The organism is Pseudonocardia sp. 2-7, assembly GCF_056341085.1.
This window is the reverse complement of sequence record NZ_CP094507.1, coordinates 329,296-349,328: the sequence shown is the minus strand read 5'-3', so window position 1 is coordinate 349,328 and position 20,033 is coordinate 329,296. Positions and strand designations below refer to the sequence as shown.

At 73.8% G+C, this 20,033-nt stretch carries 21 protein-coding genes and 1 tRNA gene; 11 read left to right on the top strand and 11 right to left on the bottom strand.

All coding sequences use genetic code 11. The annotated features are described in order from the left end of the window. Nucleotides 1-53 precede the first annotated feature (53 nt). Nucleotides 54-644 carry a hypothetical protein gene (locus MTO91_RS01800; RefSeq protein ID WP_357438682.1) on the top strand — a complete coding sequence of 197 codons (591 nt, stop codon included), beginning with the start codon at nucleotides 54-56 and terminating at the stop codon, nucleotides 642-644. A gap of 231 nt (nucleotides 645-875) precedes the next feature. Next, nucleotides 876-3,812: a type I DNA topoisomerase gene (gene topA, locus MTO91_RS01795; protein ID WP_476653489.1), complete on the top strand. Its 2,937-nt coding sequence runs from the start codon at nucleotides 876-878 to the stop codon at nucleotides 3,810-3,812. A 68-nt stretch (nucleotides 3,813-3,880) separates the two neighbouring features. Here the strand turns inward: topA and MTO91_RS01790 are convergent, their stop codons facing one another. Further along, entirely contained in the window at nucleotides 3,881-4,354 is a 474-nt protein-coding gene (locus MTO91_RS01790; RefSeq protein ID WP_178374803.1) for a GatB/YqeY domain-containing protein, read from the bottom strand. 38 nt (nucleotides 4,355-4,392) lie between these two features. On the opposite strand from MTO91_RS01790, the gene MTO91_RS01785 reads away from it, so the two are divergent. Continuing rightward, nucleotides 4,393-5,343: a metallophosphoesterase gene (locus MTO91_RS01785; protein ID WP_476653488.1), complete on the top strand. Its 951-nt coding sequence runs from the start codon at nucleotides 4,393-4,395 to the stop codon at nucleotides 5,341-5,343. 37 nt (nucleotides 5,344-5,380) lie between these two features. Then, a tRNA-Pro gene (locus MTO91_RS01780) sits at nucleotides 5,381-5,454 on the top strand. A gap of 55 nt (nucleotides 5,455-5,509) precedes the next feature. Here MTO91_RS01780 and MTO91_RS01775 read toward each other — a convergent pair. Continuing rightward, the gene (locus tag MTO91_RS01775; protein WP_476653486.1) at nucleotides 5,510-6,268 is read right to left on the bottom strand and encodes a TetR/AcrR family transcriptional regulator C-terminal domain-containing protein; all 759 of its coding nucleotides are present in this window, start codon (nucleotides 6,266-6,268) and stop codon (nucleotides 5,510-5,512) included. Nucleotides 6,269-6,335: 67 nt separating this feature from the next. Here MTO91_RS01775 and MTO91_RS01770 point away from each other — a divergent pair, with 67 nt between their 5' ends. The 7 genes from MTO91_RS01770 to MTO91_RS01740 all read left to right on the top strand — a co-directional run bounded on the left by MTO91_RS01770 (nucleotide 6,336) and on the right by MTO91_RS01740 (nucleotide 10,211). Beyond that, nucleotides 6,336-6,728 (top strand): VOC family protein, encoded by a 393-nt coding sequence (locus MTO91_RS01770; protein WP_224403785.1) that lies wholly within the window; start codon nucleotides 6,336-6,338, stop codon nucleotides 6,726-6,728. 29 nt (nucleotides 6,729-6,757) lie between these two features. Next, on the top strand, nucleotides 6,758-7,192 hold the full coding sequence (locus MTO91_RS01765; protein ID WP_476653484.1) for a polyketide cyclase: 435 nt from the start codon (nucleotides 6,758-6,760) through the stop codon (nucleotides 7,190-7,192). A gap of 125 nt (nucleotides 7,193-7,317) precedes the next feature. Next, nucleotides 7,318-7,650, top strand: a complete 333-nt coding sequence (locus MTO91_RS01760) for a hypothetical protein (RefSeq protein ID WP_073575791.1) — start codon at nucleotides 7,318-7,320, stop codon at nucleotides 7,648-7,650. A gap of 349 nt (nucleotides 7,651-7,999) precedes the next feature. Continuing rightward, nucleotides 8,000-8,203 (top strand): cold-shock protein, encoded by a 204-nt coding sequence (locus MTO91_RS01755; protein ID WP_020627798.1) that lies wholly within the window; start codon nucleotides 8,000-8,002, stop codon nucleotides 8,201-8,203. 103 nt (nucleotides 8,204-8,306) lie between these two features. Beyond that, on the top strand, nucleotides 8,307-9,137 hold the full coding sequence (locus tag MTO91_RS01750; protein WP_476653482.1) for a phosphotransferase: 831 nt from the start codon (nucleotides 8,307-8,309) through the stop codon (nucleotides 9,135-9,137). 9 nt (nucleotides 9,138-9,146) lie between these two features. Then, nucleotides 9,147-9,725 (top strand): GNAT family N-acetyltransferase, encoded by a 579-nt coding sequence (locus tag MTO91_RS01745; protein ID WP_178374809.1) that lies wholly within the window; start codon nucleotides 9,147-9,149, stop codon nucleotides 9,723-9,725. A gap of 120 nt (nucleotides 9,726-9,845) precedes the next feature. Beyond that, complete coding sequence (locus MTO91_RS01740; RefSeq protein ID WP_357438601.1) at nucleotides 9,846-10,211, top strand: DUF4345 family protein; 366 nt, start codon at nucleotides 9,846-9,848, stop codon at nucleotides 10,209-10,211. Here MTO91_RS01740 and MTO91_RS01735 read toward each other — a convergent pair. From MTO91_RS01735 to MTO91_RS01695, 9 genes are all read right to left on the bottom strand, one after another. Then, on the bottom strand, nucleotides 10,154-10,864 hold the full coding sequence (locus MTO91_RS01735; RefSeq protein ID WP_476653479.1) for a helix-turn-helix domain-containing protein: 711 nt from the start codon (nucleotides 10,862-10,864) through the stop codon (nucleotides 10,154-10,156). The two genes, MTO91_RS01740 and MTO91_RS01735, sit on opposite strands and share 58 nt — an antisense overlap. A 62-nt stretch (nucleotides 10,865-10,926) precedes the next feature. Then, nucleotides 10,927-12,411 carry an apolipoprotein N-acyltransferase gene (gene lnt, locus MTO91_RS01730; protein ID WP_476653478.1) on the bottom strand — a complete coding sequence of 495 codons (1,485 nt, stop codon included), beginning with the start codon at nucleotides 12,409-12,411 and terminating at the stop codon, nucleotides 10,927-10,929. Nucleotides 12,412-12,415: 4 nt separating this feature from the next. After that, nucleotides 12,416-13,804: a polyprenol phosphomannose-dependent alpha 1,6 mannosyltransferase MptB gene (gene mptB, locus MTO91_RS01725; protein ID WP_476653476.1), complete on the bottom strand. Its 1,389-nt coding sequence runs from the start codon at nucleotides 13,802-13,804 to the stop codon at nucleotides 12,416-12,418. Between the two features lie 8 nt (nucleotides 13,805-13,812). Continuing rightward, on the bottom strand, nucleotides 13,813-15,843 hold the full coding sequence (locus tag MTO91_RS01720; protein ID WP_476653474.1) for a hypothetical protein: 2,031 nt from the start codon (nucleotides 15,841-15,843) through the stop codon (nucleotides 13,813-13,815). A 47-nt stretch (nucleotides 15,844-15,890) separates the two neighbouring features. Beyond that, nucleotides 15,891-17,132, bottom strand: coding sequence for an ATP-grasp domain-containing protein (locus MTO91_RS01715; protein WP_476653472.1), 1,242 nt, complete (start codon nucleotides 17,130-17,132; stop codon nucleotides 15,891-15,893). Between the two features lie 99 nt (nucleotides 17,133-17,231). After that, the gene (whiA, locus tag MTO91_RS01710) at nucleotides 17,232-18,170 is read right to left on the bottom strand and encodes a DNA-binding protein WhiA (protein WP_476653471.1); all 939 of its coding nucleotides are present in this window, start codon (nucleotides 18,168-18,170) and stop codon (nucleotides 17,232-17,234) included. A 106-nt stretch (nucleotides 18,171-18,276) separates the two neighbouring features. Next, a complete protein-coding gene (locus tag MTO91_RS01705; protein WP_226354787.1) occupies nucleotides 18,277-18,432 on the bottom strand; it encodes a hypothetical protein in 156 nt (51 codons plus the stop codon). A gap of 185 nt (nucleotides 18,433-18,617) precedes the next feature. Further along, entirely contained in the window at nucleotides 18,618-19,331 is a 714-nt protein-coding gene (locus tag MTO91_RS01700; RefSeq protein WP_208823387.1) for a TetR family transcriptional regulator, read from the bottom strand. Between the two features lie 64 nt (nucleotides 19,332-19,395). Next, entirely contained in the window at nucleotides 19,396-20,028 is a 633-nt protein-coding gene (locus tag MTO91_RS01695) for a TetR/AcrR family transcriptional regulator (protein ID WP_346106413.1), read from the bottom strand. Between the last annotated feature and the right edge of the window lie 5 nt (nucleotides 20,029-20,033).

Genomic DNA, 20,033 nt, shown 5'->3' with positions numbered 1-20,033 from the left:
GCTCCCTGCTGGGCAAGCTCGAACATGCGTTCTATGCTTCGCGGGTGCCGCAGATGTCGCTGTTTTCCGCGGAGGCCCGGCCGGCCGGGCTGACCGACCTGGCCGGGCTGCTCTGCGGGCCCGGGCGGATCGAGCGGTTCGGCGCCGGTGACACGGCCCGGTTCGACGTCCCGCTGCCGATTCAGGGGCGCGAGACGGCGCTGGCCGCGCTGGCGGCGGCCCGCGGCGTCACCCTCGCCCCCGGCGCGTCCGGGATGCGCAGCGCGTTCCGGCGCGACCTGGTCCCGCTGGCCCGCGCCTGGTGCACGCCGGACGGTCGCAAGCGGATCCCGCCGGACTTCCAGCTCGACGGCGCCACACTCCGGCTGTGGGCGCTCTCCGCAGGCACCCCCGACCTGCGGGGCGGGCACCTGCTGCTGCTCGACCCGCAGGCCCCGTGGACGCACGGCCCGCTGATCGCCGCCGCCACCCGGGCCGGCCTTCCCCCGGCACGGCTCGCCCCGGGGGAACACGGCGCGCCCGGCCCGGCGTTGCGTCTGCACGGAGCGCGCCGACTGGCCCGACTGGTGGAACTGGTGGGCCCCGCGCCGCGGATGACGAGCCCGACCGAGTGGCCCCGGCACCACGGCCGACCGGCCGCCTGACCTGCCGAACCACGGCCGGGTCTACGCTGGCGACTCGCCCGCTCCCAGTGGCACGAGCCACGACACGGGGCGACGACGGTGTGAGATCGTGCGATCGTCGACCCCGGAGAAGACGCTCAGCGCAACCGTCCCGGCACGCTCCGGGACCGCACGGTGTAACAGTGCGGGGTCGGGAAACGGCTACGACGTCGCAGGGACCGCGACGCAGCCGAGGAGATGAGGTAGGACCACGTGGCAGCAGCGACAACGGGAACGACGGGTTCGGCACGCACGTCGGGGGGCAGCACGCGCAAGCCGACCTCGACGGCGAACGCATCCGGCCGCCCGACGCGCCGCCTGGTGATCGTCGAGTCCCCCAGCAAGGCGAAGAAGATCCAGCCCTACCTGGGCAACGACTACGTCGTCGAGTCCTCGGTCGGTCACATCCGTGATCTGCCGCGCGGCGCGGCGGACGTCCCGGCCAAGTACAAGGGCGAGTCCTGGGCGCGGCTCGGCGTCGACGTCGACAACCAGTTCAGCCCGCTCTACATCGTCACGCCGGAGAAGCGCAGCACCGTCTCGGAGCTGCGCGAGGCGCTGAAGACCGTCGACGAGCTCCTGCTCGCGACGGACCCCGACCGTGAGGGCGAGGCCATCGCCTGGCACCTGCTGGAGACCCTCCAGCCGAAGGTCCCGGTCCGGCGGATGGTCTTCCACGAGATCACCGAGTCGGCGATCCGCGCGGCCGCCGAGAACACCCGCGAGCTCGACCAGCACCTCGTCGACGCGCAGGAGACCCGTCGCATCCTGGACCGCCTCTACGGCTACGAGGTCTCCCCCGTGCTGTGGAAGAAGGTCATGCCGAAGCTGTCGGCGGGCCGCGTCCAGTCGGTCGCGACCCGGCTGATCGTGCAGCGCGAGCGGGACCGCATCGCGTTCCGCTCCGCGGAGTACTGGGACATCGCCGCGACCCTCGACGCCGGGGAGAAGGCCACCCCGCGCTCATTCGGTGCGCGGCTGCTGCAGGTCGACGACAAGCGCGTCGCCACCGGCCGCGACTTCGACTCGCTCGGGCAGCTGAAGAAGGGCTCCGCGGAGGTCGTCACCCTGAACGAGGCCGAGGCGCGCCGCCTCGCCGAGGGGCTGCAGGACCGTCCGATGGAGGTCGCGTCGGTCGACTCCAAGCCCTACACGCGCAAGCCGTACCCGCCGTTCATGACCTCGACGCTGCAGCAGGAGGCGGGCCGCAAGCTGCGGTTCTCCTCCGAGCGCACGATGCGCAGCGCGCAGCGTCTGTACGAGAACGGCTACATCACCTACATGCGTACGGACTCGACGACGCTGTCGGCGACGGCCATTGAGGCGGCCCGCTCGCAGGCCCGTGAGCTGTACGGCGACGCCTACGTCGCGGACTCGCCGCGCCAGTACACGCGCAAGGTGAAGAACGCCCAGGAGGCCCACGAGGCCATCCGTCCCGCCGGCGAGACCTTCCGGACCCCGGGTGCCATCGCCCGCGAGGTCGACGGCGACGACTTCCGCCTGTACGAGATGATCTGGCAGCGGACCATCGCCTCGCAGATGAACGACGCCCGCGGGACCACCGTGAGCGTCCGGATCGCGGGCACCGCGGGGACCGGCGAGAAGGTCGTGTTCGCGTCCTCCGGCCGCACGATCACCTTCCCCGGCTTCCTCAAGGCCTACGTCGAGACCCTCGACGACGAGGCCTCGGGCCAGCAGGCCGACGACGCCGAGTCCCGGCTGCCCGAGCTGACCGAGGGCCAGCCGCTGACCGCCACCGAGCTGGTGCCCGACGGGCACTCCACCAGCCCGCCGTCGCGGTTCACCGAGCCCGCGCTGGTCAAGGCGATGGAGGAGATGGGGATCGGTCGGCCGTCGACGTACGCGTCGACGATCAAGACGATCCTCGACCGCGGCTACGTCTGGAAGAAGGGCTCCGCACTCGTCCCGTCGTGGGTGGCGTTCGCCGTCGTCGGGCTGATGGAGCAGCACTTCGGCCAGCTCGTCGACTACGACTTCACGGCCGCGATGGAGGACGACCTCGATTCCATCGCCTCCGGTGACGACTCCCGCGTGCACTGGCTGTCCGGGTTCTACTTCGGCACCGACGGCGCGAGCAGCGGCTCGGAGATCGCCCGGGCCGGTGGGCTGAAGAAGCTCGTCGGGTCGAACCTCGAGGAGATCGACGCCCGCACGGTGAACTCGATCCCGATGTTCGCCGACGCGGCGGGCAACGACGTCGTCGTCCGGGTGGGGCGCTACGGCCCGTACCTGGAGCGGATCGTCGACGGCGAGTCCCAGCGCGCGAACCTGCCCGACGACCTGGCCCCGGACGAGCTGTCCGAGGAGATCGCCGAGAAGCTGTTCTCGGTGCCGCAGGAGGGCCGCAAGCTGGGCACCGACCCGGTCACCGGCCACGAGATCGTGGCGAAGGAGGGCCGCTTCGGCCCCTACGTCACCGAGCTCCTGCCCGAGCCCGAGGTGCCCGAGGGCGCCAAGAAGAAGCCGGCCAAGCCGAAGCCGCGCACCGGCTCGCTGTTCAAGTCGATGACGGTCGACACCATCACCCTCGAGGACGCGCTGCGGCTGCTGTCGCTGCCGCGGATCGTCGGCACGGACCCGGACTCCGGTGACGAGATCACCGCGCAGAACGGCCGCTACGGCCCGTACCTGAAGAAGGGCACGGACTCGCGGTCGCTCTCCGGCGAGGAGCAGCTCTTCACGGTCACCCTGGAGGAGGCCCTGGAGATCTACAAGCAGCCCAAGCAGCGGGGCCGCGCCGCCGCGGCGCCGCCGCTGCGCGAGCTGGGCGAGGACGCCTCGACGAAGAAGAAGATGGTGATCAAGGACGGCCGGTTCGGCCCCTACGTCACCGACGGCGAGACCAACGCCAGCCTGCGCAAGGGCGACTCGGTCGAGGAGATCACCGACGAGCGGGCCTCCGAGCTGCTCGCGGAGCGGCGGGCGAAGGCCCCGGCGAAGAAGACGACGACCCGCAAGCCTGCGGCGTCGAAGAGCACGGCGTCGAAGAGCACGGCGGCCAAGGGCACCGCAGCCAAGACCGGGACCCGCACCGCCGCGGCGAAGAAGACGACGACCCGCAGCACCGCGGCCAAGACCACGCCGACGAAGTCGACCGGGACCCGGACGCGCAAGACCCCGACGACCTGAGACCGGTGACGACGACGGGCCCCGATCCGGATGAACCGGTGCGGGACCCGTCGCGTCGGCGGGGCCGGTCAGCCCGCGGCGAGGGCCTTCTTCACGGCGGCGGCGACGCGGCCGCCCTCGGCGCGGCCCGCCGCGGCGGCGTTCGCCTTCTTCATGACCTGGCCCATCTGCTTCATGCCGGGCTTCTCCCCGGTCTCGGACTCCACCTCGGCGACGGCGGCGGTCGCCAGGGCGGCCACCTCGTCGTCGTCGAGCTGGGTCGGCAGATACCGGGCGAGGACCTCGCCCTCGGCGCGCTCACGGTCGGCGGACTCGGGGCGGCCGCCGTCGGCGAAGGCCTGGGCGGACTCGGCGCGCCGCTTGGTCTCCTTGGTGATGACCGCGCGGACCTCGTCATCGGAGAGCTCCCGGGCCGTGTCACCGGCCACCTCGGCGTTGCCGATCGAGGTCAGGACGGATCGCAGGGTCGTCCGGACCAGCTCGTCCCTGGCCTTCATCGCGGTGGTCAGGTCGGCCCGCAGCTGCTCCTTGAGGGTGCTCACGGGTCGCCACGATAGTCCCGCGACGTAGGCTGGATCGCGTGAGTATCGCCGGGACCCTCGCCCGTACCGCCGCCGGCGCCGCCCTGCTCGGAGCGTCGGGCATCGGGTACGCGGCGGGGATCGAGCGGCGGCACTGGACGCTGCGCCGGGTCGAGCTGCCCGTCCTCGACGAGGGTGCGCGGCCGCTGCGGATCCTGCACCTGTCGGACTTCCACCTGACGCCGGGCCAGCGCAGCAAGATCCGGTGGATCGCTGCGCTGGACGAGCTCGACCCGCACCTGGTGATCGACAGCGGGGACAACCTGGCGCACCCCGACGCCGTCCCGGGCGTGCTGACCGCGCTGGGGAGGCTGCTGGAGCGGCCGGGCGCGTTCGTGTTCGGCAGCAACGACTACTACGGCCCCACCCCGAAGAACCCGGCCCGCTACCTGCGCCGCGGGGACACGAAGCGGGTGCACGGGGCGGACCTGCCCTGGACCGACCTGCGCGCCGCGTTCCGCGAGCACGGCTGGGTCGACGCCACCCACGCCCGGCACGTGCTCGAGGTCGACGGCCGGACGGTCCGGATCGCGGGCGTCGACGACCCGCACCTGAACCTGGACCGCTACCCGCGCATCGCCGGCCACGACGCCGACGCCGACCTGCGCATCGGGCTGACCCACTCCCCCGAGCCGCGGGTGCTCGACGGCTTCGCCGCCGACGGCTACGACCTCGTCCTCGCCGGGCACACCCACGGCGGCCAGCTGCGGCTCCCCGGCTACGGCGCGCTCGTCACCAACTGCGGGATCGACCGGTCCCGGGCCCGCGGGGCGAGCCGCTGGGGCAGCCGGATGCGGCTGCACGTGTCGGCCGGGCTGGGCACCTCGCCGTACGCGCCGGTGCGCTTCGCGTGCCCGCCGGAGGCCTCGCTGCTGACCCTCGTCCCCCGCACGACCGGCCCCGATGCGCGGACGGGAACCCCCGCGCAGGCCTCGGAGGGCATCGGGTAGAGTTCTCCACGGCTCACGGGGAGACCCGGGTGTCCATCGGGGTGTGGCGCAGCTTGGTAGCGCGCTTCGTTCGGGACGAAGAGGTCGCAGGTTCAAATCCTGTCACCCCGACAACACGAAGGCCCAGGTCCGGCGGACCTGGGCCTTCGTCGTGTCCCGGTCGGGACTACGCCCCGACGAGCCCCGCGAACCCGTCCAGGGTCCGCGCGAGGCCGTACTCCCACGCCCGGTCCGCGTCCCAGGCGCTCCCCTGGGCCGCGCCCACCGCGGAGCCGACCCGCACCGCCAGCGGGAAGACCTCCGGGTCCAGCACGCGCCCGAGCAGCGGCGCGTTGACCGCCCACCACTGCTCGTCGGTCTGGGACGACAGCAGGGCGGCGTCACGCGCCTCCTGCTCCGCGAGGGCGTGCTGCCGGACGAAGGCCAGCAGGTGCGAGAGCGCGCTGTCCCGGTCCAGGTCCGACAGCCCCAGGCCGTCGAAGGCGTGCAGCTCGTACTCGTACTTCGCCATCTGGCCGGGCCCGAGGGACGGCCGGTGCGTGGAGACGGTCGCCGCCCACCGGTGCGCCCGGTGGAACGCGCGGTTGCCGTCGGCGAGCGAGGTGATGCGGTCACGCCACGGCCGGCCGGTGAGGTCGGGCATCGGCATCCCGCGGTAGGCCGCGTCGAGCATCAGGTCCAGCAGCTCGGCCTTGCCCGGCACGTAGGTGTAGGTCGTCATCGTGGAGACACCGAGCGCATCGGCGACCTTGCGCATGCTGAGGGCGGGCAGACCGTCCCGGTCGGCCAGGGCGACGGCCACCTCCACGACCCGGTCCAGCGAGAGCGACTGCCGCGGTCCGCGGCGCGGGACGGCCGCGGGATCGCGCCAGAGGAGGGCGAGTGTGCGGTCCGGGTCGCCGGCGTTCGTTCGCGTGGGAGCCACGGGACGATTCTCCTCCATCCCTTCGCGTACGCTGTACAATGTACGCCGTACAGAATCGAGGAGCCCCATGCACATCACCGCCTCCGCTGTCTCACTGAACGTCGAGGACGTCGCCGCGTCACGTTCCTTCCTGACCGAGCACTTCGGGTTCGAGGTCGCCATGGCGGCGGACGGGTTCGCCTCGCTCACCCGCGACGACGTCGGCATGAACGTGATCTATCTGCGGCGCGGCCTGGCGACGCTCCCGGACGACCAGCGCGACGTCCACGCGGCCGGCCAGATCCTCGCGTTCACCGTCGACGACCTGGAGGGCGAGCTGTCGCGCCTCGTCGCCGAGGGTGTCGCGATCACCATGCCGCTGACCACCGAGGAGTGGGGCGAACGGGCCTTCCAGGTCCGCGACCCCAACGGTGTCGTCGTCCAGCTCGTCGACTGGAACGGGGCGACCTCCTCCCGGTAGCGGGCGGCCTCCGGGTGCACGATGGACCCGTGATCGGTGACCGCTGGGGCGTGAGCGACGCCGAGACCGCCCGCCCCTACCCGTGCGACGAGTTGGTCCCGGCCCCCACGCTGCAGGCGTGGCGGGGCGTCTCCGTCGCCGCGCCGGCCGCCGCCGTCTGGCCGTGGGTCGCCCAGATCCGGCTCGCCCCGTACTCCTACGACTGGGTCGACAACCTCGGACGCCGATCCCCGCGGGAGCTCGTGGGACTTCCGGAACCGCAGGTCGGGGACACCTTCACCGCGACCGGCGGACGGCGGATCGGCCGGATCCTCTCGGTCGACCCCGGGGTGCAGCTCACCGGCAGCGTCCTGGGCGCCGTCATGTCCTACGTCCTCGCGCCGCAGGGGGCGGACACGACCCGCCTGCTGCTCAAGGCGGCACCCGCGCGCTCGCGCCGCTGGTGTCGGTCGGCGACCTCGTGATGGCCCGGCGGCAGCTGCTGAACCTGGGACGGCTCGCCGAGGACCACAGCCGGCCACCGGGTCGTTGACGACACACCGGGCACGGTGGGGTGCGACGACGGGGTGTGATGCGCGATCCTGACGGGATGAGTGAGAACCCGGTAGCGCTCGATCTCGACGACGCGGGACTGGCCGGTGGCCTCCCCCGCCCGGCGCACCAGCTCGACGGGATCCAGGACGTACCGTTCCGCCCGGTCCAGTTCCGCGACAACGACCTCCCGACCGCACTGGAGCGCGCCGCGCAGTGGCTGCGGGAGACCCAGTCCTGGCTGGGTGAGCCGGTCGACGTGATCGCCATCCACCTCGACTACAACGAGGCGTCCGAGGCGGCGTACTACGAGCTCAAGCTGATGTGCAACGAGGAGGACCTCGCCGGGGCACCCATCGCGGTGCGCCAGCGGGCCGCCGCCGACGCCTGACCACACCCCGACGGGTCGTCGCCCCGGCACCGACCGTGCCGGGGCGGCGCCCGTCCAGTGATCAGAGTCACGCCGAGCATGACGATCAGCAGGTCGTGACCCCCCGGAACGGCCGCGGGAGCGTCTCGGGGCGGACGGCTGTTTGGCCGACACCGGGCCCTGCGGTAGCGTCCTCCTCGGTCACCGTAGTTCTGAGTTTCGTGTCTCAAGCGCGCTCGCAGAATGATGATGCGGGCGGATCCGCTGTCTTTGGTGTAGCTGAAGCTGGCTGCCGTCTGGGAATTCCTCTGACCCGGGCAGCCGCACGACGTGGTTGTTCCGTCCGAAAGCTGCATGACAAGGAGTCACCATGACCAACGGAACCGTGAAGTGGTTCAACGCCGAGAAGGGCTTCGGCTTCATCGCCCCCGAGGACGGCGGCGCCGACGTGTTCGTCCACTACTCGGCCATCGAGGGCTCGGGCTTCAAGGAGCTCCAGGAGAACCAGGCCGTGTCCTACGAGGTCACCCAGGGCGCCAAGGGCCCGCAGGCCTCCTCGGTGTCCCCCCGCTGACACCCCCGCCCGGCCGTGCGGCCGGGCACTGTTCCTCCGTCCGATGGCGGCATCCCCACGCGGGATGCCGCCATCGGCGTCTCCGGGCCGCTAGCGTGGCGGAGTGCCGCTGTCCGCCCGCCAGACCGCGCTGTTGGCGGACCGGTTACCCGGACACGAGGTCGTCGCCGACCACGGCTGGGGTCTGGTCGGGACCACCGTGCTGCAGATCCGCCACGCCGGTGCCGACCTCATCGTGAAGGCCGGCGACGACGCCGACACCCACATCGCCCGTGAGCTGCGCGCCCACCGCGAGTGGCTGGCCCCGCTCGTCGCCCGCGGCCGCGCGCCGGAGCTGCGCCACGCCGACGCCGACGCGAAGCTCCTGGTCACCCGCTACCTGCCCGGGGCCCTGGTGCAGGACACCCCCGCCGAGCACGAGGCGTCGACCTACCGCGGCGCCGGCGAGCTGCTGGCGCTGCTGCACGACCGGCCCGCCGTCGTCGACGAGGGGTACGGCGCCCGGCTGCGCGACACCGTCCTGACCAGGCTCGGGCGTCCGCACCGCATCGCCCCCGGGCTCCTCGCGCGGCTCCGGGCGGAGGTGGCCGGCTGGCCGACACCGGCGGCCCGGCTCGTCCCCACCCACGGCGACTGGCACCCGCGCAACTGGCTGGTGCACGACGGGGTCGTCGCCGTGATCGACCTGGGCCGGGCGGCACTGCGCCCGGCGTCCACCGACCTGGTGCGTCTCGCGGCCTGCCAGTTCCGGTGGGACCCGGCGCTGGAGACGGCCCACCACGACGGCTACGGCGGCGACCCGCGCGAGCCCGGCCCGTGGCGCCGGGAATGGGTCGCCGAGGCCGTCGGCACCGTGACCTGGGCCCTCCAGGTCGGCGACGAGCCGTTCGAGGCCCACGGACACCGGATGCTCGCCGAGGCGTTCCCCGACTAGCCTGCGCCGGTGCCCCTCGTCGTCGGTCCGGCCACCTCGTTCGACGACCTCGCGACCCTGCTGGGTCCGAAGCGCGACCCCGACGCGTCGGTCTGCTGGTGTCTCTCGCACCGCCTGCCCGCGGCGACGCACCGCGCCCTGACCGGCCGGGCCCGGGGCGAGTACGTGCGGGAGCTGACGACCCGCGCGGTCGCACCCGGCGTCGTCGCCCACGACGACGGCGAACCGGTCGGCTGGGCCGCCGTCGCGCCACGCTCCGAGCTGCCGTTCGCCCGCTCCCGCACCATCCCGCACGTCGACGACCTCCCGGTCTGGTCGGTGTGGTGCTTCCGGGTCCGCGCCGGGCACCGGGGCCGCGGCATCGCGCGGGCCCTGCTCGCCGGAGCCGTCGCATACGCCCGGGACCAGGGGGCGCCGGCCGTCGAGGGCTACCCGGTGGACAACCGGGGCGCCCGGGTCGACCTGACGATGGCCTACGTCGGCACCCGCGCGTTGTTCGAGGCGGGCGGGTTCACGTTCGCCGCGGCGACCACCGGGGTGTCCGGCGGGTTCCCGCGGGTGGTCATGCGCCGCGCGCTGACCGGCTGACCCGGCACCGCCCCGGATCGCGCAGATCCGTGACGGCGGACCGCTCCCGTTCCCGGCAGGCTCGCCCACGTCCTGACGAGCCTCCGGTCGCCGCCGGAGGAGCACCGAGACGGAGGAGCGATGATCGTGGTCGTCGTCGTGGTCGGCATCTTCTTCCTGCTCATGGGCGGGTACGCGCTGGCCGCGCCGGCCGCGCTGGTCCGGCCGTTCGGGCTGGTGGCCGACGGCCCGGAGAGCAGGTCGGAGGTGCGCGCCGTCTACGGCGGATTCGGCCTGGCGATCGCGGCCGTGCTCGGGCTGGCCCTCGCCGTCCCCGGGCTCCGCATCGGTGTGGTGCTCACCGTCGCCTTCGCGCTCGGCGGGATGGCCGTCGGGCGCGTGCTGTCCCGGCTGGTCGACCGGCCCACCGCGTTCTACCCGATCTGGTTCTACGGCCTGGTCGAGACGGTCGCGGCCGGGGCGCTGGTCGTCGTCGCCGCGACCTGACCGGGCACGACCCGGATGTCGAGCCCCGACCGGAGGAGCCGCCCGGGCGGCAGGCCGAACATCCGGCGGAACGCCGGCCCGAGGTGCGACGGCGTCGCGAAACCGGCGTCGGCCGCGGCCCGGGTGAGGTCCCCGCCGTCGCGCACGACGCCCGCGACGATCCGCATCCGCGCCCACCTGCGGTAGGCCCGCAGGCCTGCCCCCGTCTGCCGGGTGAACAGGCGCGCGAAGTGGCCCGGCGACAGCCCGGCCGCCGCCGCGAGGTCACCGGTCGGCAGGTCCGGGCCGCCGGGCCGGTGCAGGGCCGCGATCGCCCGCGCGATGCGGGCGTCGGGCTCGGCGCGGGCCCCCGGCGCCGTACCGCTGTCGACCAGGATCCGCCGCAGCCCCGGCCCGTCGCCGTCGACCGCGCAGGCGACGAGGTCGGGCTCGGCCGGGTGCCCGGTCACGATCCCGGCGGGCCCGCGACCGGGCTCGAGGAACACGAAGGCCGCCCGGTGCGCGCCGCCGGTGATGCGGTGGCGCAGTCCGGCCGGGACCAGCAGCGTCCGCGCCGTGCGGTCCGGCGCACCGTCGACCCGCACGGTCAGGTCGTCGTCGACACCGACCGCGAGGCACGCCACCGCACCCCGGTGTGCGTCGAGTCCGAGCATCGGCCCCAGATGGACGGCCCAGCAGGGCCCCACCCACAGCCGCGCCGGGCCCGCCGCCACGGTCACCGGACGCCCGCCCGCCGGCGTCGCCATCCGAACCCGGCGGCCGCCGCGAGCAGCCCAGCGAGCGCCAGACCGTGCTCGAACCACGCCCCCCAGCGGGTCGCGAACGTCAGGTCGGTGCGCAGCGGCACCTGTTCGACCAGGGTGTCCGCGGCGTACAGCCCGGTCTCGGCGACGACGGAGCCGTCGGGCCGGATCACCGCACTCGCCCCGGACAGCGCCGCGACGACCGCGGCCCGCCCGTGCTCGACGGCCCGCAGCCGTGACATCGCGAGGTGCTGCCAGGTCATCTCGCCCCGCCCGTACCAGGCGTTGTTCGTCGGGATGACCAGCAGCGAACCGCCGTCGGCGACGCCGTCGCGCAGCACGTGGTCGTAGGCGGTCTCGTAACAGATCGCCGTCGCCACCCGGGTGCCCGCGACGGGCAGCACCGCGGGCGCCGTACCGGGGGTGAAGTCGGCCAGCGCGACGAACGGGGTCAGGTACTGCGTGACCGCCCGCAGCGGGATGCGCTCGCCGAACGGCACGAGCTCCTGCTTGGCGTAGCGCTCCCCCACCCCGGTCCCCGGGTTCCAGACGGCCACCGCGTTCTCGGTGTCGGTCGCGCCCGCCCTGTAGTTGGTGCCGACCAGGAACGGCACGCCGAGCGCGTCGACGACCCGGTCGACCGCCGGGTCGACACCGTCGGTCGACAGCGAGCTCTCCGGCCACACGACGAGGTCGGGCCGACCGACCGCGCCGGACCGGACGCGGTCGATCAGCACGGAGGTCTCGGCGAGGCTGTTCGCGCGCAGGGTCCGACCGGCGTCGAACAGGCCGAGCCCGATGTCGGGGGCGTTGCCCTGCACGACCGCGACGGTGCGGGTGCCGTCCTGCGCGTCGACGGGCGGGGTCGGCACCGCGAGCAGCACGAGCACGACCGCCACGACCGGGACGAGGCCGACGACCCGGCGGGGACGCTGCAGGAACGCCGCCACGCAGAACCCGGCCGCGACCACCGCGACCGACACCAGCGGGGCCCCACCGATCGCGGCGAGCGGTAGGAACGGCCCCTCGACCTGCCCGAATGCGACCCGGCCCCAGGGGAAGCCGTTGAGCGGGAACCGGCTCTGCAGCCACTCCTGCGCGGCGAAGGCCAGCGCACCCCACACCGGCGCGGCGGGCAGCCGGGCGGCGAGGGCGACGAGCGCACCGCCGAGCGCCGGGAACCCCGCCATGACCAGCGACAGCCCCACCCACGGGAACGGGCCGTAGTCGCGGCCGAGGAAGTCCTGGATCCACATCAGGTGCGCCAGGTAGAAGGCGAACCCGAACACCGCACCCAGCCAGGCGGCGCGGCGCACCCGGACCCCGGACAGGGCCCACCAGAGCAGCGCGAACGCCACGATCGCGGTCCACCACACGGTGCGCGGCGGGAACGCCAGGTGCAGCAGCACCCCGCCGACGACGACCGCCGCGATCCGCAGCGCGAGTGCCTTCACCACACGGTCAGCATGATCCGGCCGCGGCGCGGGCCCGCGCGCGGGTCCCGGCGGCCACCGACCCCACCACCGCGACGACGAGCAGCGCGCCCGCGTAGGCGGCGACGAGCTGCATCGGCCGCCCGGAGAAGTCCCCCGCGAGCGGCGGCACCAGCACCGCGAACAGCACCACGACGCCCGTCAGCGCCGCCCGCGGCCGCGGCGGGAGCGGCACGCAGGCCAGCGGGGCCAGCGCCCACAGCAGGTACCACGGGTGCAGCACCGGCCCGAGCACGACGACGGCGCCGAGCACCAGGCCGAGCGCCGTCGTCGCACCGGTCCGGCCGCGGGCCTGTGCGACGAGCACCCCGGCGGCGAGGAGCGCGGCGAGCAGCGTCCCGGCGGTCCGCGTCGCCGTCAGTGCCGTGACCGGGTCGGCGCCGAGCACGCCCGCGACCGCCGCGGCCCAGTTGGTGGGCGCCATCCAGCTGAACAGCTGCCCGGGAGCGGAGACCGCGCCGAGCCAGCTCCCCCCGCCGGCGTCGACGGCCGACACCGCGACCGCGACCGCCGCGGCCACCCCCGCGACCAGTACGACCGCCCCCCACCGGCGGGTACGGCCGGGCGCGGACCGGGCCGCGGCGACCGCCAGGACCACGAGCCCGGCCGCCGCGGGGGCCTTCACCAACGCCCCCAGCACGACGAGCGCGGCGCCCGCGGCGAGCGCCGCCCACGGCCCGCGCAGCCCGACGGCGAGGCCCACGAGCAGCAGCGCGAGCATCGGGCCGTCGTTGTGCATCCCGCCGACGACGTGCCAGAGCACCAGCGGGTTCGCGACCCCCCACGCCAGCGCCGTCCCCGGTGGGATCCCGTGGGCACGGGCCAGGCGCAGCACGGCCCACCCGATCCCCACCACCGCGACGACGGCGAGCAGCCGGTACGCCGCCACCCCGGCGACCACCCCGTCCCCGGCGACGGCGGCGACCGCCTTCTGCCACAGGTCGGTCACCGGCCCGTACGGCGACGGCGTCTCCCTCCAGTAGCCGTCGACCCGCGCGAGGACCGGCGACCCGGCGGGCAGCCCGGCCGCCGGACCGGTCCGGTGCGGGTCGGCGCCGCCGAGCGCGACCATCCCCTGGGCGAGGTAGCTGTACACGTCGCGGGAGAACAGCGGCGGTGCGACGAGCAGTGGCGTGGCCCAGGCGAGCAGCGCCCGCACCGCCTGCACCGGAAGCACCGGAGCGCGCACCAGCAGCAGCCAGGCCACGACGACCAGCCCCGTCCCGGCCACCGCGGCGCCGAGCGCCACCGTCGACCCGGGGCGGAGCACCACCGCCCAGGCGCCGCCGGTCAGCAGCACCGACCCGGCGGCGCCGAGCGCGGTCGGTGCCGCGACCGGGCGGCGTCGCTCCCCCACGGCCGGGGTCAGGCGGTCGGGGCCGCCGGGCCGTCGGAGGCCTGGAGTGCACCGGCGGGGAGCCGGTCGGCGCCCCAGCTGCGTTCGATGTAGCCGACGATCGTGGCGATGTCCTCGGCGGGCACGCGCTCGGGCTCCCCGTGCTCCAGCGGGTCGCCGTGGAAGATGTAGAGCCGCGACGCGAACTGGTCGAACGGCAGCGACGCCTCGCCGAAACGCTCCCCGTTGCGCGCCGTCGAGACGACGACGCCGTCGCCCCAGTCCTGCCCGCTGTCGTTGTTCGGGTTGTAGAAGTACACCCGCATCACGTCGTTCGGGTCCGGCGCGACCCGCAGGATGGCGATGGCATGCCAGCCGACGTAGCGGGCGGCGCTGTCGGTGACCGCGATCCCGGCGGGCTGCGGGTGGATCAGCGGCTGGCCGCCGTTGTATCCGGGGTGGTAGCCGGCGTGGAACTGACGCAGGAAGGCGTCGAGGTCGGTGAGGTTGCCGGTCCCGACGTCGACGTTGATGTGGAAGCCGCGGGCCGCCCACCAGCCGTGGAACTCGGGGTTGACCCAGCGGTGCGGGTCCCCGGGCCGGTCGGAGCAGCGGCGGCCCATCTCGGCGTAGATCCGGTCCAGGTGCGGGACGACGACCAGTGACACCGGGTCGAGGTCGATCGGCAGCTTCTCCGCGACCCCGGCTCCGCTCTCCTGCGACGAGATCCGCTGGCCCTCGAAGTGCATGACGATCTCGTCGTCGCGGGCCGCCCAGACGACCATCTGCAGCAGGTAGTCCGGGTCGTTGTAGGCCCACATCGACAGGGCGCGGGCGGACTGGCAGGTGGGGTTGTCGCCCTGCCCGACGCCGAGCGGCTGGCCCAGCATCGACAGCACACCGGCCAGCAGCCGCACCTCGGGTGCGGGCTCCTCGCCGAACGCGGCGACCAGGCGCTCCCGCGCGGCCGGGCCGATCTCGAGCGCGATCTGGCGCCACAGCCCGGGCACGACCGGCGGCTCGTAGAGGATGCCGCGGTCGAGCAGCAGCGCCAGGCCGTAGATGCACTGCGCGGTGTGCGGGGTGACGGCCTCCTCGATCAGCCGGTGCACCAGGTCCCGGAAGCGCAGCAGGCAGTTCTTGCCGGTGTCGGACAGGCCGAGCGCCTCGGCGAGCAGGTAGTCGCTCTCGTGGCGCAGGAACTGCAGCAGCTCCGCGTGGTACGGCGACACGAGCCCGGTGTCGTGCATGGCCCGGGCGAACCCGGCGGCCTCGTACTGCAGGCCTCCGGTGTCCATCGCCTCCAGCCGGGAGCGGAAGACGTCGATGCCCGGGTCCTCGCGGCTCGCCTCGGTGGTCCCGAACAGCGCGGTGATCAGCCGGTCGAGTCCCTGCCCGGAGGACAGGTCCACGCTCGGGTCACCGCGCCACACCGACAGCCGGGTGATCAGCGACGACACCTGGTCGACCTGGATCGGGCGCTGGCGCAGGATCCGCCAGATCTCGGCGACCAGCTTGTCGAGGACGCTGTCGTAGCCGATGCCCTCGGCGATGTGGCGGAACAGGTCGCGGATCATCTGGGCCGTCCGGCCCTCGTGGACCCGCTCCGCCTCGGTCGGCGGTGTGAACAGCAGCTCGAGGTTCATCGCCAGCACCTGGGACAGGAACTGACGGGCCTCGTCGGCGGAGATCGCGGGGTGGTCGTACTCCCCGAGGGCGACCGCGAGCATCCGCAGCTCGCTGGTCGCCTCCATCACCACCGTGTCGGCGACGCCGCTGTGCAGCCCCGCCCCGACCAACGCCGGGACCAGGATGTCCGGGTGGGCCCAGTCGGTGCCGGCGAACACGCCGGCCTCCTCCAGGTCCCGGGCGCGGGCCTGCACGGCGGCGGGGCCCCCGTCCTGCAACAGGACGCGACGGAGCTGCTCCAGAACCCTGCGGATCTTCGTCGTCTTACCGAAGTCCGGGGTCCGGGCAAGGTCCCGGGTGGCGTCGTCGAGCGAGACCAGGCGCCTGTCCAGCACCGAGGTCCCACTCGCGACGTCGACGGTCGGTTTCACACGGCTTCCCTCGTTCGGGCTCCACGGCCGTGGGCGGGTACCCGCCCTCAGACGTAGAAGTCGAGTTCTTCCTGCTTCTTCAACAGATCGCGCATCCGGTAGGGGTCGTCCCCGAAGAAGTAGAGCAGACCCCAGTGCGTGCCGAACGCGGTCCTCTTCGTCACGGTCTCCTCGACCGGCGACGTGAGGTCGTGCGACTCGTAGTAGTCGTCGTCCTCGGTCTCCTCGGGGATCCGCAGGCTGCTGACGACGCGGCGGCGCGGGTAGACCCCGAAGCAGCCGGCCACGCCGGAGGCCCCCTCGACCTCCGTCGGGAAGAAGGCGTCGATCTCCTCCTCGGTGGTCTTCGGGTCGAACGCCAGCACGAGGCCCTGGTAGGCGTTGAAGCCGTAGGAGCGCTCGAGCAGCTCGAAGACCTTGAAGCCCGGCGGGCGGTAGGCGACCTCGCCGAAGTACATCTCGCCGTCGGAGGTGACGAAGTACTCCGGGTGGACGAAGCCGAACTCGATGTCGAAGGTCTTGATCAGCTTCTCGATCTGCGCGGTGATCGCGGGCCGGTACTTCTCCAGCTCCGGGGTCGCCGGCACGAACACCGAGTAACCGAGGGTGACGTACTCGGAGATGTTGAGGAACTTGATCTTCCCGTTGTGCACCCACGCCTCGACGGCGAACTCCCACCCGTCGAGGTGGGACTCCATCAGGAGCGGGAACTCCTCGTCCGGGATGTTGTCGATGTCCTCGTAGGTGCGCACCACGCGGTGCCCGAGGCAGCCCGCCTTGTCGAACGCCTTGATGTGGATCGGGTCGTTCGGGTCCCCGTCGAGCTTCAGCAGGGTCTGGTTGACGCGCTTGAGGAAGCGGACGATGTCGTCACGGTCGTGGGCCTCCTCGAAGATGCCCACCCGGATCCCGCCGAGCTGTGCGCGACGCTTCATCAGCGCCTTGTCCCGGAGCAGCATCGCCTGCCCGAACAGCCGCGGGTTGTCGAGCAGCACCGAATTGATCGCTCCGGCCCATTCGACGGTTTCCTCGAACAGCGGGATGGCGACGTCGACGCCCATCTCCTGCAAGGTCTCCGCGATCTCCATCGAGCGGTCGTTCAGCCGCTCGAAGTTCCACGGGACGTACGGGATCTCGTGCTCCTTGCAGTACTCCTCGGCCCAGTCCGGGGCCACGACGACGTAGCGGCGGTCGAAGCGGTCGATCGCCTCCACCGCATTGAGACTCCACCCGAGAAGCGCGACGTATCCCTTTTCCGGATTCTTGGTGGCCGAGTCGGACCGAGGCATGGAAAAGCAACCTCCCGATTTAGACGAATTTAGGCGGCGAATGCTTGAGTCCACACCGTACCCCGAGTACGCCGCAGCGGCGGATCGTGGCGGCGGGACTCAGTCGTCGTCGGGTCCGGCGACCCCGGAGAGCCGGACCAGCCTGCGCAGCCGCCCGGCGACGGTGTCCTTCGTCAGCGGCGGGTCGGCGAGACGGCCGAGCTCCGCCAGCGACAGCGACGGGTGCTCCAGACGCAGCAGCGCGGTCTCCCGCAGGTGCGGGGCGACGTCGTCGCCGAGCGCGCGCAGCGCCATCCGGACCCGCTCGGTCGTCGCGGCGGCGGCCGTCGCCGCCCGGCGGGCGTTCACCGTCTGCAGCGACCCGTCCGCGGTGGTCGCACCCCGCGGGGCGACCGGCACCCGGCTCAGCATCTCGGCCACGCCCGGCGCGCCGACACTGCGCAGCAGCGCTTCGGCGCTCTCCGGGTCCCGCACGACGACGCGGTGCTCGCTCACCGTCTCCTGCGGTGCGGCCAGCACCCCGAGCCCGCGCGCCGCCCCGACCAGTGCGAGCACGACGGCCGGCCCCGGGCAGGTGACGACCAGGCGGACCCGCCCGGCCGGTCGCACGACCCGGCCGCGCGCGATCAGCGCCCCGCGCCACACCCCGGCGGCCACGGCGGGCCCCGCCGCGACGACGGCGGGTGGCAGGCCGAGCACCGGCCGTCCGGTCCGGTCGACCAGACCCGTCGCCCGGGCCAGGTCGGTCCCCGGCGCCGTGACCCGCACCTGGTAGCGCAGGATCGCCCCGCCGCCGGTCACGACCTCGGCCCGCAGCCCGCCGCGACCGTGCAGCGCCCCGAGCTCGGAGCGCATCCGCAGCGCGGGGGCCGGGGCGTCGAACTCGGCGTGGATCGTCGTCCTGCCGTCGCGGACGTCGACCTCCCCCGCCAGACGCAACTGGGTGACGAGCCCGGCATGCCGGACACCGGGGCGTTCCTCGCGGACCACGCCGAGTTCACGGTGCAGCTCTGCGGTCACGCGCTCCAGGTCGAACACGATCGTCTCCTGCGGATGGGAGGCGGCAGGGCGGGGACACATCCCCCGAGGTGAACCCCGCCCTGCCCGGAAGGGCGGAGCGCCGGGGCGCCCCACCGTGGTGGGATCAGTCCTCGGACGGGTCGGCGTGCATCGGGCAGCGCGGGTCGATACAGGGCCTGCTCTCGGCCCCGGCCCGGAACGCCGCGTTCGCCAGCACCGAACACAGGCAGCCCTGGGCCTTCGCCCGCGGCCCGCCCGGCGCCAGATCGTCGACCGGCACCGGTCTCGGGCCCGGCCGACCCCCGCCGTTCGCCCCCTCGGACATGGCTCCCCCTCCGCACGACTGCGCGCCCGGAGTTCCCCGGCGACGGGGCCCGTGCGCAGATACATCCGGCGGTCGCCACGAGGGTCCGAGACCTGCCGGGGCGACCGGCTCGCGACGGTACCCTATACGCGGGGTAACGCCTATTTCGGCTCGACGCGCACAGGGAGTGGCGATTCGGGACTCACCGTGACCCCGTGCCGCCGGGCCAGCCCCTCGATCTGCGCCCAGATCAGGTCCGTCAGGTGGGTCGCGACGACGTCCCGCCCCGGGACGTCACCGGTCGCCCGGCCGCGCAGCCACCACTCCGCGGTCGCCTGCACCGCGCCGACGAGCGACTGCGACCACACCCGGACGAGGTCGGGCTCGTCGACGTCGAGCATCAGGGCGTAGGCGCCGAGCAGGCCGGTCAGCGCGGAGGCGATGAACTCCCGGCCCGCGTCGACGACCTCGCCCCGCTGCCCGGGCAGGCGTCGGCGGAACAGCAGGTCGACTCCGGGCGAGTCGTCGAGGAAGCCCAGGACCGCGTCCACCGAGTCGTGGATCCGCGTCCACGCCGGGCTCTCCCGGTAGATGGCGGGCATCAGCCGCTCCATGAGGCGGTCGGTGGCCCGTTCGGCCATCGCGTCGAGCAGCGCGGCCCGGTCGCCGAAGTGCCGGTAGATCACCGGCTTGGTGACGCCGGCCGCCTGCGCGACCTGGTCCAGGCCGAAGTCCTGCCCGTCCCGGCCCAGCACGATCAGCGCCGCGTCGACCACCTGCTCCCGACGGCGCGCGCGGTGCGCGTCCCAGCGCGTACTGCGGCCGTCGGACCGGAGGTCGTCCGCGGCCCCGGGGCCCGTGCGGTCGGACGACACGCCCACCATGCTCCTCCCTCGGCGGGCCCGGCGGGAGGAAGGCCGGACCCCGGGCGACAGTGGATCACGAAGGCCGTCGGCCGACTCGGTGCGGCGCGGTCATCCCCCGTGCGACGAGCCGGGCGAGGGCCGCCGCACCCTCGTCGTCGATCGGGCCGCCGTGCACGGCCACGCGCCAGAACGGCACGCTGCCGAGCAGGTCGACGACGAGCTCCGCCTCGACCCCGCCGGCCTGCTCCGGGGTGATCTCCCCCCGCGCGACGGCCCGGGCGAGCACCTCCCGTGACCGGTCCCGGCGCGGCCCGGACAGCCGCTCCCGGAACGCCTCGGCCAGCCGCGGCGACCGGCGTGACTCGGCGAGCAGGTCCGGCACGATCGACGCCAGCCGGGGGTGGTCGAGCCAGTCCCGCATCCCGACGACGAGCGCATGCAGGTCCCCGACGAGCGTGCCCGTGTCCGGCGGCGGCTCGGCCGGGACCCCGAACCGGCCGACGACGTCCATGACCATCTCGTCCTTGCCGGGCCAGCGCCGGTACAGCGCACTCTTGCCGACCCCGGCGCGCGCCGCCACCCGCTGCATCGACAGCCGGCCGTGGCCGACCTCGGCGAGCTCGGCCAGCACGGCGTCGACGACGGCCTCGGTCAGCTCGGGCCGCAGGACGGCGGCTCCGGACGGGGCACGGCGCGGAGTGGACACATCCA